Origin of the sequence: Paraconexibacter sp. (assembly GCF_041602235.1) — a bacterium.
Taxonomy (GTDB): domain Bacteria; phylum Actinomycetota; class Thermoleophilia; order Solirubrobacterales; family Solirubrobacteraceae; genus Paraconexibacter.
On the sequence record NZ_JBFIGP010000006.1, the window covers coordinates 1 to 13,010 of the forward strand.

General features: G+C 73.5%; 14 protein-coding genes. 8 read left to right on the top strand and 6 right to left on the bottom strand.

The features are described from left to right. The 3 genes from ABYE80_RS00925 to chrA form a co-directional block, all read right to left on the bottom strand. Positions 1–338 (bottom strand): hypothetical protein (locus tag ABYE80_RS00925; RefSeq protein WP_372787944.1); only part of this gene is annotated, 338 nt, incomplete at its 3' end. A gap of 150 nt (positions 339–488) precedes the next feature. After that, positions 489–1,802: a replication-associated recombination protein A gene (locus tag ABYE80_RS00930; RefSeq protein WP_372787945.1), complete on the bottom strand. Its 1,314-nt coding sequence runs from the start codon at positions 1,800–1,802 to the stop codon at positions 489–491. Between the two features lie 58 nt (positions 1,803–1,860). Then, positions 1,861–3,036: a chromate efflux transporter gene (gene chrA / locus ABYE80_RS00935; RefSeq protein WP_372787946.1), complete on the bottom strand. Its 1,176-nt coding sequence runs from the start codon at positions 3,034–3,036 to the stop codon at positions 1,861–1,863. Positions 3,037–3,097: 61 nt separating this feature from the next. Between chrA and ABYE80_RS00940 the strand changes: the two genes are divergently transcribed. From ABYE80_RS00940 to ABYE80_RS00950, 3 genes are all read left to right on the top strand, one after another. Beyond that, positions 3,098–4,432 carry a M20/M25/M40 family metallo-hydrolase gene (locus ABYE80_RS00940; RefSeq protein WP_372787948.1) on the top strand — a complete coding sequence of 445 codons (1,335 nt, stop codon included), beginning with the start codon at positions 3,098–3,100 and terminating at the stop codon, positions 4,430–4,432. Next, positions 4,429–5,259, top strand: a complete 831-nt coding sequence (locus ABYE80_RS00945; RefSeq protein WP_372787949.1) for a DUF1385 domain-containing protein — start codon at positions 4,429–4,431, stop codon at positions 5,257–5,259. The genes ABYE80_RS00940 and ABYE80_RS00945 overlap by 4 nt, the downstream gene beginning before the upstream one ends. A gap of 100 nt (positions 5,260–5,359) precedes the next feature. Beyond that, complete coding sequence (locus tag ABYE80_RS00950; RefSeq protein ID WP_372787951.1) at positions 5,360–6,988, top strand: ATP-dependent metallopeptidase FtsH/Yme1/Tma family protein; 1,629 nt, start codon at positions 5,360–5,362, stop codon at positions 6,986–6,988. Positions 6,989–7,007: 19 nt separating this feature from the next. Here the strand turns inward: ABYE80_RS00950 and nudC are convergent, their stop codons facing one another. Genes nudC through ABYE80_RS00965 form a run of 3 tightly spaced genes read right to left on the bottom strand, consistent with a single transcriptional unit; the run spans position 7,008 to position 10,014 of the window. Further along, the gene (nudC, locus tag ABYE80_RS00955; protein ID WP_372787953.1) at positions 7,008–7,934 is read right to left on the bottom strand and encodes an NAD(+) diphosphatase; all 927 of its coding nucleotides are present in this window, start codon (positions 7,932–7,934) and stop codon (positions 7,008–7,010) included. Between the two features lie 26 nt (positions 7,935–7,960). Next, positions 7,961–9,157, bottom strand: coding sequence for a phosphatidylserine/phosphatidylglycerophosphate/cardiolipin synthase family protein (locus tag ABYE80_RS00960; protein WP_372787955.1), 1,197 nt, complete (start codon positions 9,155–9,157; stop codon positions 7,961–7,963). Continuing rightward, on the bottom strand, positions 9,154–10,014 hold the full coding sequence (locus tag ABYE80_RS00965) for a diacylglycerol kinase family protein (protein WP_372787956.1): 861 nt from the start codon (positions 10,012–10,014) through the stop codon (positions 9,154–9,156). The genes ABYE80_RS00960 and ABYE80_RS00965 overlap by 4 nt, the downstream gene beginning before the upstream one ends. A gap of 88 nt (positions 10,015–10,102) precedes the next feature. On the opposite strand from ABYE80_RS00965, the gene ABYE80_RS00970 reads away from it, so the two are divergent. From ABYE80_RS00970 to ychF, 5 genes are all read left to right on the top strand, one after another. Further along, positions 10,103–10,666 (top strand): hypothetical protein, encoded by a 564-nt coding sequence (locus tag ABYE80_RS00970; protein ID WP_372787958.1) that lies wholly within the window; start codon positions 10,103–10,105, stop codon positions 10,664–10,666. Positions 10,667–10,727: 61 nt separating this feature from the next. After that, positions 10,728–11,141, top strand: a complete 414-nt coding sequence (mce, locus tag ABYE80_RS00975; RefSeq protein WP_372787960.1) for a methylmalonyl-CoA epimerase — start codon at positions 10,728–10,730, stop codon at positions 11,139–11,141. Then, positions 11,141–11,365 (top strand): hypothetical protein, encoded by a 225-nt coding sequence (locus ABYE80_RS00980; RefSeq protein WP_372787961.1) that lies wholly within the window; start codon positions 11,141–11,143, stop codon positions 11,363–11,365. The genes mce and ABYE80_RS00980 overlap by 1 nt, the downstream gene beginning before the upstream one ends. 24 nt (positions 11,366–11,389) lie before the next feature. Then, entirely contained in the window at positions 11,390–11,923 is a 534-nt protein-coding gene (locus ABYE80_RS00985; protein WP_372787963.1) for a phosphatase PAP2 family protein, read from the top strand. Next, on the top strand, positions 11,920–13,002 hold the full coding sequence (gene ychF, locus ABYE80_RS00990; protein WP_372787964.1) for a redox-regulated ATPase YchF: 1,083 nt from the start codon (positions 11,920–11,922) through the stop codon (positions 13,000–13,002). The genes ABYE80_RS00985 and ychF overlap by 4 nt, the downstream gene beginning before the upstream one ends. The last annotated feature ends 8 nt before the right edge of the window (positions 13,003–13,010 follow it).

Consider the following 13,010-nt stretch of genomic DNA (forward strand, 5'->3'; position numbering starts at 1 on the left):
CAGGCTGCGGTACGCACGTGGGCGGTGAGAGCCCCACGGAGGAGGTCGCCGATCCCGGGCGTCACGGCCTCGTCGGCCAGCACGAGGTCGAGGTCCGTCGCTCCGCGCTCCGCGGCGGCCCACCCGACGATCGTCTCCCGCTCCCCGTCCCAGACGGTGGCGCACAGGACGGTGCGCGTGCGCGGATCGAACCGCAGTGCTCGGGCCAACTCGACCTCGTCGACGCTGATGCCGAGCCGGTCGTGCAGGTGCACGATGCGGGCGTGGTCGCTGACCTGCGGGAAGCGCAGGCGCACGCGCCGGCCGTCGGGGAGGGAGGTGGTGGCGTCGAGGCGCACGAGCGGATCTTCGGTGCGGAAGCTGGGATTCCCGTGAGGAAGGGGTGAAAACGGACGAACGTGTGACGCGTCCCACAGGAACGGGACGCAGAGACGGTCATTCCCCGCGGCGCGATACGTCAAACGCCCATCGATCAGGTGCGCTGTCGGTCAGGAAGCCTGCCCGCGAGCCCGATGCAGGGCAGCCAGCCGCTCCCGCGCGACGGGCTCCTGGTCGTCGGGACGGTAGAACCGCGTGCCGCTGACGAGTGGCGGCATCACGTCCTGCGGACTGACGTGTCCGGGACGGTCGTGCGGGTAGTCGTAGCCCGGTTCGCGCCGGTTCGCCGAACGCAGGAACGACGGCGGGGCGGCTGCCCCGTGCTCGCGGACGTGGGCGCGGGCGGCGTGCAGGGCGGCTCCCGCGGCGTTGGACTTGGGAGCCAACGCGAGGTGGATGGCCGCCTGCGCCAGGGGGTAGTGCGCCTCCGGCATCCCGACCATGTGGGCCGCCTGCATCGCGGCGACCGCGACCGGCAGCGCGCTCGGGTCGGCGAGCCCGACGTCCTCGCTGGCGAGGATCACCATGCGCCGGGCGATGAAGCGCGGGTCCTCGCCGGCCTCGAGCATGACCGCGAGGTAGTAGAGCGAGGCGTCGGGATCGGAGGCCCGGGTCGCCTTGATCCATGCGCTGATCGTGTCGTAGTGCTGGTCGCCGGCCTTGTCGAACCGGATCGCGCGGCGCTGCAGGGCGTCCTCGGCGTGGTCGAGGGTGACCGTGACCTCCGCTCCCGGGTCCACGGCGGTGGTCGCCGTCGCGGCCGCGAGCTCGAGGGCTCCCAGCGCGGTGCGGGCGTCGCCGCCGCTGCGGTCGGCGAGGAACGCGAGTGCCCTCGGCTCGACCACGACGTCGCCGAGCTCACCACGCTCGATCGCACGGTCCAGCAGGGTACGCACACCGTCCTCGGTGAGCGCCTGCAGCTCGTACAGGCGCACCCGTGAGAGCAGGGCGGCGTTGACCTCGAAGCTCGGGTTCTCCGTCGTCGCGCCGATCAGCGTGACCAGACCCTCCTCGACCGCCGGGAGCAGCGCGTCCTGCTGGGCCTTGTTGAACCGGTGGATCTCGTCGAGGAAGAACACCGTGTGCTGGCCGCCGCGCCGCCGCTCGGTGGCGCGCTCCATGACCGCGCGGACCTCCGGGCGGCCGGCCTGCACCGCGCTGAGCTCCTCGAACGCCGCCTCGGCCGCGCGGGCCACGATGCGGGCGAGGGTCGTCTTGCCCGTGCCGGGCGGCCCGTACAGGAGCATCGAGTGCGGCCGACCCGTCTCGATCGCCGTGCGCAACGCGGAGCCGCCGGCGAGCAGGTGGTCCTGGCCGACGACGTCCTCGAGCGTCCGGGGTCGCAGCCGGGCGGCGAGCGGAGCGTCGGGGGCGATGCGATCCGAGGGGTCCGGTTCGGGCTCGGGGCTGAAGAGCTGATCCACCCGGGGCAGGATGCCGAACGGGTCGGACCGGGCCCCGGTGACGCTCGGGGGTCGAGCGTCAGAGGGGCGGGAGCGGGCCGCCGCCGAGGGCGACCGCCGCGCCCGCGAGCGCGGCGGCCAGCAGGACGACGACCACACCGCGTCCGAAGCGCAGCAGGACGATCGCGGCGACCACGGCGACCAACGCCTGCCAGGTCTCGCTGATCCCGTCCACGAGGATCACCGCCGCTCCGAGGATCGCTCCGACCGCCGCCGGCCCGGCACCGTCGAGGAACGCCCGCGCCCGGACGCTGCGTCGCAGGGTCTCGAAGCGCCCGCTGCCCGCCCCGACGATGAGGAACGAGGGGAGGAAGGCGATCAGCGCCGCGAGCAGCCCGCCCCCGACGCCGGCGGCGGCGTAGCCGACGCCCGCCACGGTCTGCACCACCGGACCGGGCGTGATCTGCCCGAGGGCCACGGCGTTCAGGAACTCCTGCTGGGTCATCCAGCCGTACGCGTCGACCGCGTCGGCCTGCATGAGCGGGATGATCACGAAGCCGCCGCCGTAGGAGAGCGCCCCGACCTTGAACGCGGTCCAGGCCAGGGCCGGGAGTGCCGCGGCGCCCGTGGCCGCCAGGGCGATCAGCGCCGGAGCCGCCACGGTTGCGGCGCCGCCGCCCGACCAGGGCAGCGCGTCGCGGGCGGCCAGTTCGACCACCCCGCATCCCAGCAGGACGAGCACCACCCACGGTCCGACGACGTTCGTCGCGACCGCGGTCACCGTCACGTACGCGACGGTGCGCACCAGCCGTGACCCCGTCAGGCCGGCGATGGCCGACCGGGCCAGCCCGATCCCCGCGTCGAGCACCACCGCCACCACGGCGGCGCCCGCCCCGGCCGCCAGCCCCCGCACCACCTCGGGCGGGGCGTCCTGCAGCGACACCGCCGCGAGCGCCAGCAGCAGCACGAGCCCCGGCAGGATGAAGGCCAGCCCGCCCACGACCGCGCCGCGCAACCCGGCGACCCGCTGCGCGCAGAAGATCGCCAGCTGGGTGGACGCCGGGCCCGGCAGCAGCCCGCAGGCGGCGTTGGCGTCGGTGAACTCCTCGTCGTCGAGCCAGCCGCGTCGCTCGACGCAGAGCTCGCGAAGCAGGGCCACGTGGACGGGGGGTCCCCCGAAGCCCACGCAGCCGATGCGGCCCCATTCGCGCAGGACGGTGCGCAGGGCGACGCGAGGAGCGGGACGGCGCTGCACGCGGGGATCGTGCCAGGACACCCGGCCAGCCGCCGTGAACGTCCGGGTAGCATCGATCGGGATGCCCGACGCCCCACCTGTCCTGGACCCGGCCGCGCTGCAGGCGGACGCCACCGCGCTGCTGCGGACGCTCATCCGCTTCAACACCGTGAACCCGCCCGGCAACGAGCGCGGTGCGCAGGAGCACCTCGCGGCACTGCTGCGCGACGCCGGGTTCGAGGTCACGCTCGTCGGCCGTACCGAACCGCGCCCCAACCTCGTCGCCCGGCTGCGCGGGGCCCAGGACGGCCCGACCCTGTGCCTGCTCTCGCACGTCGACACCGTGCTCGCCAACGCGACCGAGTGGCAGCGCGACCCGTGGTCCGGCGACGTCGACGACGACGGGATGCTCTGGGGCCGGGGTGCGCTGGACATGAAGTCGCAGACCGCCGCCGAGGTGGCGGCCGCGATCGGGCTGGCGCGCAGCGGCTGGCGCCCGGCGCGCGGTGAGCTGCTCGTCGTGGTGGTGGTCGACGAGGAGGCCGGCGGCGGGGAGGGCGCCGTGTGGATGTGCGAGAACCACCCGGATCTCGTGCGCTGCGACGAACTGCTCAACGAAGGTGGTGGCGCCGTCATCCCGTTCGACGGGGGCCGCTACCACGGCGTCTGCGTGGCGGAGAAGGGCGTGTTCCGCTTCGACGTCATCACCGACGGGCACGCCGGCCACGCCTCGATCCCGAAGATCGGCGACAACGCGCTGCTGAAGATGGCGCCGTTGCTGCAGCGGATGGCCGACGCCCAGCCGGGCTTCGATCTCACCGAGGGGCCGCGCGCGATGCTCGCCGGGCTGGGCCTCGCCGTCGACGGCGAGGACCCGACCGCGTCGCTCGAGGCCCTTCGCGCCAAGGACCCGGTGCTCGCGATGCTCGTCGAGCCGATGCTCGGGGTCACGCTCGCGCCGACGAAGATCAAGGCCAGCGAGAAGATCAACGTGATCCCGTCGACCGCGGAGCTGCGGGTCGACTGCCGCGTCCCGCCCGGACTCGGCGAGGAGGAGACGCTCCGGCGCATCCACGAGGTCCTCGGAGGCGAGGGCTACCGCATCGAGTTCACCGAGCAGGTCGTCGGCAACGGGTCTGCGGTCGAGTCCGAGCTCATGGACACGATCCGCCGCTGGGTCGGCCGGGAGGATCCCGAGGCGCAGGTGATCGCGACGATCCTGCCCGGGTTCACGGACTCCCGGACCTGGCGCAGCGCGTTCCCCGACTGCGTCGCGTACGGCTTCTTCCCCCACCGTCACATGACGCTGTACGACACGGCCCCGCTGATCCACTCCAAGGACGAGCGCATCGACGTGCGCGACCTCGGGTTCGCCGCCCGGTGCTTCGCCGACATCGCGCAGGAGCGCCTGGCATGAGCGCCGAGACGGGGACAGACACGCAGGATCCCGGCGAGAAGCTGCGGCTGGGCGGCATGGCGCTGCGCAACGGCCTGCTCGTGCACGGTCCGTCGCACTGGGCCGCGGCCGTCCGTCGCGACGACGGATCGATCGCCGTCGCCAGCGGCGTCAAGCCGCGGCTCCAGGGTCGCATCGAGAGCGTGCCCGGCGCCCGCGGGGTGGTGCGGCTCGGCGAGGCGATGCTCGTCATCCCCCTGGTCAAACGGGCGCTGCCGGAGGCCCGGCTGCCCTTCCAGGACCGCACCACGCTCGGGGCGATGGCCGCCACCGCGGGCGCCGCGCAGCTCGTGCGACGCCGCCTCCGGGGCGCGGGGGGCGAGGCCGCCATCGCCGTGCTGTCGCTCGCGCCGTCCCTGCTGGCGCTGCGCACGGGCGACCTCGCGGCCTACCACGGCGTCGAGCACAAGGCGATCGCCGCGTACGAGCAGGACGAGGACGACGCCGCGGACGTCGCCAAGGAGCACGACCGTTGCGGCTCCCACCTGATGGCGCCGCTGCTGACCGCCAACGTCGCGGGCAGCGCCCTGTTGCGCAAACTGGTCGAGCGACCGGGCCCGGCCCACGGCGCGGCGCTCTCGCTGGCGTCGATCGGCGTCGCGGTCGAGGTGTTCGCGTGGAGCGAGCGTCACGCCGACTCGGCCACGACGCGCGTGCTGCGCAAGCCCGGGTACGAGCTGCAGCGGCTGCTCGGGACGCGTGAGCCCACCGCCACGCAGCTCGAGGTCGGCGAGGCCGCGCTCGCGGAGATCCTGCGGGTCGAGGGCGCCCCGGTCCCCGTCGGCTGACGGGCGCCGCGCGGCGGGCGGCCGCGCCCAGCGGAAGGGTGTCCACGGTCGGGCGTCGAACGGTCAACGAACGATGCCGATCTGCCGATAACACCCTCCTGTGACCCCTGACGCGCAGCAGATCCTGGACAGCAAGGTCAAGCTCTCGGAGGCACTGCAGGCGTTCGTCTCCAGCCTCCAGAACGTCAGCCTCGTCCCGGTCGAGGACCGCGGCGGGCTCGGTGCGCGCCTGCAGGAGTTCGCCGCCGACTGGGGCGGGCTCATCGGCCTCGTGTTCATGGGGGCGATCGTCTACGTCCTGTGGCGCACGCTGCGGATGATGCCGCGGACCAAGCCGGTCCAGATCAAGCCGCAGACCAAGCTGTCGGTGGGCTGGAAGGAGATCGCCGGGGCCGACGACGCCAAGTCCGAGCTGCAGGAGGTCGTCGAGTTCCTGCGCGATCCCAAGCCGTTCCGCAAGCTCGGCGCCAACGTGCCGAAGGGCGTGCTGCTGCACGGGCCGCCCGGCACCGGCAAGACCCTGCTCGCCAAGGCGGTCGCGCACGAGTCCGGCGCGCAGTTCTTCGCCCAGTCCGCCAGCTCGTTCGTGGAGATGTTCGCGGGCCTCGGGGCGGCGCGGATCCGACGCCTGTTCGACGAGGCGCGCAAGAACGCGCCGGCGATCATCTTCATCGACGAGCTCGACGCGGTCGGAGCCAGGCGCGGCAGCGACAACAACTCCGAGCGGGAGCAGACCCTCAACCAGCTGCTCGTCGAGATGGACGGGTTCGAGTCCACCGGTCAGCTCGTCGTGATGGCGGCGTCCAACCTGCTGGAGAAGCTCGACCCCGCGCTGCTGCGTCCGGGTCGCTTCGACCGCCAGGTGTTCGTCTCCCCGCCGGACGTCGCCGGCCGCGAGCAGATCCTCGCGGTGCACACGCGCGACAAGCCGCTGGGGGAGGACGTCGACCTGCGGGTCGTCGCGCAGCAGACGAGCGGGCTGACCGGAGCCGACCTCGCGAACCTCGCGAACGAGGCGGCGATCTTCTGCGCGCGCCGCAAGGCCGACGCGCTCAGCGCCAAGGACTTCGACGACGCCCTCGAACGGGTCGTCGCGGGCGTGCTGACGAACACGACGCTCAACGACCACGAACGGCGCATCGTCGCCTTCCACGAGGCCGGGCACGCGCTGTGCCGCGAGCTGCTGATCACCGCCGACCGGGTGCACAAGATCTCGATCGTGCCTCGCGGGCGCGCGTTGGGCTACGTCATGAACCTGCCCGACGAGGACAGCTACCTGAAGACCCGCGACGAGCTGGTCGACCAGATGACGGTCCTGCTCGGCGGCCGCGTGGCCGAGCAGGTCGTCTTCGGCGCCGTGACCAACGGCGCGTCGAACGATCTGCAACGCGTCGCGGAGATCACCCACGCGATGGTCCACGAGTACGGGATGGGCACGTCAGGGACGCCGGCGCGCGCCGTGACCGACGCCAACGTCGTCAGCGACATCACCCGCCGGATCCGCGACGAGGAGCAGCAGGCGCTCGCGTTCGAGGCCGAGCGCGCCGCGTACCGGATCATCGGGGAGCACCGTCAGAAGCTCGAGGAGTTCGCGCACGCGCTGCTCGAGCGCGAGGTGCTGGACCGCGACGCGATCGACGTCATCATGCGTGGCGTCCCGAAGCTCGAGCGGCGGCCCGGATCCCCCGACCTGCGGATCGCCGCCACCGAGGATCCGTCGCGCAGCTGAGGCCACGGGGCCGCCGCGCTCACGTGCGCGCGAGCCAGCCGTCCAGCAGGTGGCGGGCGATCGCCACCGACGGCGGCAGCAGCAGCGGGGCGTCGGGCGTCCCGTCGGCCGCCGCGGCGATCTCCTCACGGGTGAACCAGCGGACCGCTTCGAGCTCCGCGTCCGCCACGTGGGCCTCGCCGCCCGCGTAGACGGCCTCGCATCCGATCATCAGCGACGCCGGGAACGGCCACGGCTGCGTCGCCACGTAGCGCACGCCCGCCACGCTGACCCCGGCCTCCTCGGCGACCTCCCGAGCGACGGCGGACTCCAGCGACTCGCCCGGCTCCACGAAGCCGGCGAGCGAGCTCCAGCGGTTCGGGGGCCAGGAGGGCTGCCGACCCAGCAGGACGCGGTCCTCGTCGGTCACGAGCATGATGACCACGGGGTCGGTCCGCGGGTGGACCTGGTGTCCCTCTGGGCAGGTCCGCACGTGTCCGCCGTCGCCGGAGACGTTCGGGGCGCCGCACTGCCCGCAGAAGCGGTGGACGAGATGCCAGTGGCGCATCGTCGCGGCGTAGGCCAGCAGGCCGGACTCGGCCGGGTCCAGGACCGCGGCGGCGGCCCGCAGGTCGGACTGGCGGTCGCTCTCGGTGGCGTCGGCCACGACGAGCGCCGCGCCGTCGGCGTCCCGGCCGAGCACGAGTGCGGCCCCGCCCGGGGCGTCCTGGCCGACCAGCGTCCTGCCCTCGATGGCGACGCGGGTGGCGCGCAGGCGCGGGCCCGACTCGGCGATGGCCCACGGGTCCGGTCCCTGCAGCTCGAGCCGCCCGTCGATGACGACGCCCGTGTCCCCGACGACGACCGCCCGGGTGCGGGGATCGGCGAGGATCTCGTCCACGAGTCCGGGGTCCGAGCGTCGCGCTCCGAGGCGGTCGAGCGTGCCCTGGGCGTACGGGATCCGCATGCCGGGAGCCTCGCAGACGGGCGGGGTCACAGCTCCCGGCGCACGACCCGGGTGGCGATCTCCGCGGCGCGCGCCAGCGGGCCACGCCGCCGCCACTCGCCGGGGTGGACGCGGTCGCTGCGCTCGAGGTCGCGCTCGAACTGCTCCGACAGGAGCGCGGCGACCTCCCGCGACTGCACGCACAGCGTCGCCTCGTCGTTGCGTGAGAAGCTGCGGTTGTCGAAGTTGATCGAGCCGATCGTCGTCCACGCGCCGTCGATCACCAGGGTCTTGGCGTGCAGCATCGTCGGCGCGTACTCGTGGATCGCGATGCCGCAGTCCAGGAGCGGCGCGTAGGTGTCCTGCCCGGCGCGCCGGACGATCTGCTTGTCCGCGTGCTCGCCCGGCACGAGGACGCGGACGCGGACGCCACGGCGGGCCGCTTCGCAGAGCGCCTCGCTGAACTCCTCGCGCGGCGCGAAGTAGGCGGAGGTGAGATCGATCGTCGAGCGGGCCGACGCGATCGCCAGGTACAGGAGGGCCTCGGCGTTCGTGTCACCCACGCTCGCCCGGGAGCGCACGAGCTGCATCGGCCCGCCACCGTCGAGTCCGTCGAGCTGCGGCAGGTGGTCGGGGCCGCAGAGCATCTGGCCCGTCGCCTCCAGCCAGCTCTCGGCGAACGCTCCGTGCAGGCCGCGCACGACCGGCCCGCGCACGCGGACGTGCGTGTCGCGCCAGTGCTCGGGGTCCTGCGCGTCGCCGGTCCACTCCTGCGCGATGCCGACCCCGCCGGTCATGCCGACGTGGCCGTCGGCGATCAGCAGCTTGCGATGGTTGCGGTTGTTGGCGCGACGCAGCGCCCGCGACGCGACCGGGCGGAAGCGCTGCACCCGGGCGCCCGATCCGCTCATGATCTCCATGACGTCGCGCGGCATCCGCAGCGAGCCGACGGCGTCCAGCAGCACGCAGACGTCGACGCCGGCGCGGGCCCTGTCGGCGATCGCGCCGGCGACCTCGCGGGCGATCTCCCCCGACCAGTACACGTAGGACAACAGGCACAGGGTGTGCTGCGCGGCGCCGATCGTCTCGAGCATCGCCGGGAAGATCTCGTCGCCGTTGATGAGGAGGTCGAGCTCGTTGCCGTAGGAGATCGGCGCGCCGGTCAGGGCCTCGCACGCCCGGAGGAAGTCGGCTCCGGACACGTCGAGCGGATCGTCCAGCCGGTAGGTGCCCTGGCCGCTCACGGGACGAGCACCTCGGCGCGCCGCGGGTGGACGTGCGCCTCGAGGGCGGCGACCTTCACCAGCTCCCCGTCGACGTTGAAGCCCCGGCCCTCGGCGTCGGTGGCCATGTGGACCCGCGCGGTCCTGGCCCGGGCGTGCGGGACGTCGTGCTGGGCGTCGAGCGTGCCCCGTCGCATGCCGTAGGCCCGGCGGGCGAGGGCGATCCGGGCCCCGGCCGGGACGACCGTGACGTCCAGCAGCCCGTCGTCGGGGTCGGTGTCGCCGACCGCCGAGCCGCCGCCGAAGTGCCCGGTGCCCGAGACGGCGACCTGCCAGGCGGCGCCGGAGAAGAACGGGCGCCCGTCGAGCGTCACGTCGACCTCGATCGCGGGCGCACGCAGGCCGGCGCGGACCGCCCCGAGCCCGTAGGCGAGCGGGCCGAGCCTGGCCTTCAGCCCGCGCGCCTCTCGCGCCGCCCGCACCGCGAGGCCGGCGTTCGCGGCGTTGACGAACGGCCGCCCGTCGGCGGTCACGCAGACCTCGACCGGCCGGGTCGTCGGGGTGGGGGACAGTGCGACCCGCGCCGCCTGCTCGAGGTCGAGCGGCAGCCCGAGGGCACGTGCGAAGTCGTTGGCCGTGCCGGCGGGCAGGACGGCCAGCGGCACCCCGCCGTCCGCCGCGGCCAGCGCGCTCGGGCCGATGGTGCCGTCCCCGCCCGCGACGACCATCCGGTCGGCGCCGCTGCGGGCCGCCGCCTCCTCCTCGCCGAGGGCGAAGGAGCGCACCTCGGTCGCCCCGGCGGAGCGCAGCAGGGCCACGATGTCGGCGGGATCGCGGATCGCGCCACTCGCGGGATTGATGATGAGGGCGACTCGCATGACCGGCAGTCTTACCCGTTGAGGGCGGGGTCACTCCACCGCACCTCCGGACGGAGCGCCGCGGTGGGCGCGGAGTAGTCTGCCGCCGATGCGTCCCGACGACCTCTGCACCACCCCCGCCGAGCACGCCGCGCTCGCGGCCCTGCGGGAGCGTGCCGGCAGCGGCAGCCCGATGGAGCGCCACTGTCACCGTCAGTTCCTGATCTGCGAGCGCCTCGCGGGCGAGCGGGCGTACGACCGGGAGGTGGTGCTCGTCGCCTGCTGGTTGCATGACGCCGGCCTGTGGACCGCGAGCAAGGATCCGTACGTCACGGAGGGCGCGCGGCTGGTGCAGCAGGTGGTTGCGCCGTTCGGGTGGCCGCAGGAGCGCCTCCAGCTCTGCATGGACGCCGCCGAGCAGCATCATGCGCCCCGGTCGGTGGAACGGCTCGGCCCGGAGGTCGAGCTGCTGCGTCGGTCGGACCTCGTCGACGTGTCCCGCGGCCTCGTGAACTTCGGCATCGAGCGGGCCTGGCTGCGCGAGCTGTTCCGGCAGATCCCCAGGACTGGGATCTGGCGGCACATGCTCGGGCCGGCCACCGTGCAGGAGCTGCGCCACCGTCCGCGGTCGCTGGTCGGGGTCTTCCTGGCCCCGCGCCGCACGACGGTCTGACGGGTCCGCCGGCTCCTCGTGGCCCGGGCCGATCAGGCGACCGACTAGACTCCGCCACCGCATGTTCGGACGCATTGATCACATCGGTGTCGCGGTCGAGAGCATCGACGACACGCTCCCCCTCTACGCCGAGCACTACGCGATGGAGCTCGTCCATCGCGAGCGCGTGGAGGAGCAGGGCGTCGAGGCGGTCCTGCTCGACGTCGGCGAGAACCACGTCGAGCTGCTCCAGCCGCTGGGCCCCGACACGCCGGTCGGCAAGTTCCTGGCCAACCGCGGTCCCGGGCTGCACCACGTGGCCTACCAGGTCGCCGACATCGAGGCGGTGCTGGCGTCGCTGAAGGCGGCCGGGATCCGGCTGATCGACGAGACGCCGCGGATCGGCATCCGCAACTCGAAGGTCGCGTTCCTGCACCCCAAGAGCTCGGGCGGCGTGCTCACCGAGATCGTCCAGCCCGCGGAGGGTTCCCACTGATGTCCGATTCCGTCAAGCGCGTCTCCGTCGGCTTCCACGCCGCCCCGCCGCTGGGTCTGCGGCTCACCGACGCCGCGCTCGCCGACCTGCAGGCCGGCCTCGGCAAGGCGGACTGGCTCGAGGTCGAGGCCGAGGACGCCAGCGTCACGCTCAACCTCTCGCAGGTGCTGTACGTGCGCGTCGAGAAGGACGATCAGCGCGTCGGCTTCGGCCTCGCCGGCTAGCCGGTCGGGCGGGCCACCATCGCCGTGTCCTCCCCGGTCGCGCTGCCGCGCGGCGCCCGCCGCGCCCTGGGTCGCGCGGACCTCGCGACCTACCGCTGGGTTCGTGGTGGCCTCCACCACGCCGAGGTCACCCCGCGGGTCGCGGCGTTCTCCCGGCTCGGTGAGCACGCTGCGCTGTGGCTCGGGATCGGTGCGGTGGGTGCCGCGGTCGACCGCGGCCGGCGTCCGCGCTGGCTCCGTGGGCTGTCGCTGGTGGCCGGCGCGTACGTGGCCAACACCGCGGTGAAGAACGTCATCGGTCGCCAGCGCCCGGCGTTCGAGGAGTTCCCGCACCTCGTGAAGACCCCCACCCAGCTCTCGTTCCCCAGCGCGCACGCGACGTCCTCGTTCTGCGCCGCGGCCGCGTACCGCGGCCTGCTCCCGGCCGGCCCGCTCTACGCCGCGGCGACCGCGATGGCGGTCTCCCGCGTGGTGCTGGGCGTCCACTACCCCAGCGACATCGTGGCCGGCGCCGCGCTGGGCACCGTCGTCGGAACCCTCGGAAGGCAGTCCCCATGAGCATGAAGGTCGGCATCGTCGGGATGCCCAACGCCGGCAAGTCCTCGCTGTTCAACGCGCTCACCAAGGCGGGCGCGGAGTCGGCCAACTACCCGTTCACCACCATCGAGCCCAACGTGGCGGTCGTGCCCGTCCACGACGACCGTCTCGACCAGCTCGCCGAGGTGATCGGTGCGAGCGAGGTCGTGGCCGACACCATCGACTTCCACGACATCGCGGGACTGGTGGCCGGCGCTCACAAGGGCGAGGGCCTGGGCAACAAGTTCCTCGCGAACATCCGGGAGACCGACGCGATCGTCCACGTGGTGCGCTGCCACGGCGATGAGGGCGTGATCCACCCGGAGGGCCGCGTCGACCCGGCGGCGGACATCGAGACGATCGAGACCGAGCTGATCTTCGCCGACATGGAGCAGGCCGAGAAGCGACTGGAGCGCGTCGTGCGTTCCGCGCGCGGCGGTGACAAGGCCGCCATCGCCGAGCAGCGGTGGCTCGAGGAGCTCGTCGCCGGGTTCCTCGAGGGCAAGCCGGCCCGCGGGACCCCGATGCCCGACGACGTCGATCGCTCGCAGACCATCCATCCGCTCACCGCCAAGCCGGTGCTGTTCGTCGCCAACGTCGACGAGGGCAGCGATGAGGTGCCGGCGATCGTCGCCGACCACGCCGCGAAGGTCGGGGCCGGCGCCGTGGCGGTCAGCTCGCGCATCGAGGCGGAGCTGAGCGAGCTGGACGAGGAGGACGCGGCCGCGATGCGCGACGACCTCGGCGTCGCGGAGTCCGGGCTCTCCCGGGTCGTGCGCGGCGCGTTCGAGCTGCTGCACCTGCTGACGTTCTTCACGGTCGGATCGGGCGTGCGGGCCCAGTCCTGGCACCTGGAGCGCGGGCTGACCGCCTGGCACGCCGCGGGGGAGATCCACACGGACATCCAGAAGGGCTTCGTCCGCGCCGAGGTCGTGCCGTGGGACGCGCTGCTGGCGGCCGGGGGCTACGGAAAGGCCCGCGAGGCCGGCACGCTGCGCCTCGAGGGGCGCGACTACGTGATGCAGGACGGTGACGTGATCACCGTGAAGTTCACCCCGTAGCGCCCGGG

Coding starts and splice junctions, on each gene's coding strand:
- ABYE80_RS00965 (WP_372787956.1), bottom strand. CDS start 10,014: ATGCGAGTCGCCCTCATCATCAATCCCGCGAGTGGCGCGATCCGCGAT.
- ychF (WP_372787964.1), top strand. CDS start 11,920: ATGAGCATGAAGGTCGGCATCGTCGGGATGCCCAACGCCGGCAAGTCC.
- ABYE80_RS00945 (WP_372787949.1), top strand. CDS start 4,429: ATGAGCGCCGAGACGGGGACAGACACGCAGGATCCCGGCGAGAAGCTG.
- ABYE80_RS00970 (WP_372787958.1), top strand. CDS start 10,103: ATGCGTCCCGACGACCTCTGCACCACCCCCGCCGAGCACGCCGCGCTC.
- ABYE80_RS00940 (WP_372787948.1), top strand. CDS start 3,098: ATGCCCGACGCCCCACCTGTCCTGGACCCGGCCGCGCTGCAGGCGGAC.
- nudC (WP_372787953.1), bottom strand. CDS start 7,934: ATGCGGATCCCGTACGCCCAGGGCACGCTCGACCGCCTCGGAGCGCGA.
- mce (WP_372787960.1), top strand. CDS start 10,728: ATGTTCGGACGCATTGATCACATCGGTGTCGCGGTCGAGAGCATCGAC.
- ABYE80_RS00980 (WP_372787961.1), top strand. CDS start 11,141: ATGTCCGATTCCGTCAAGCGCGTCTCCGTCGGCTTCCACGCCGCCCCG.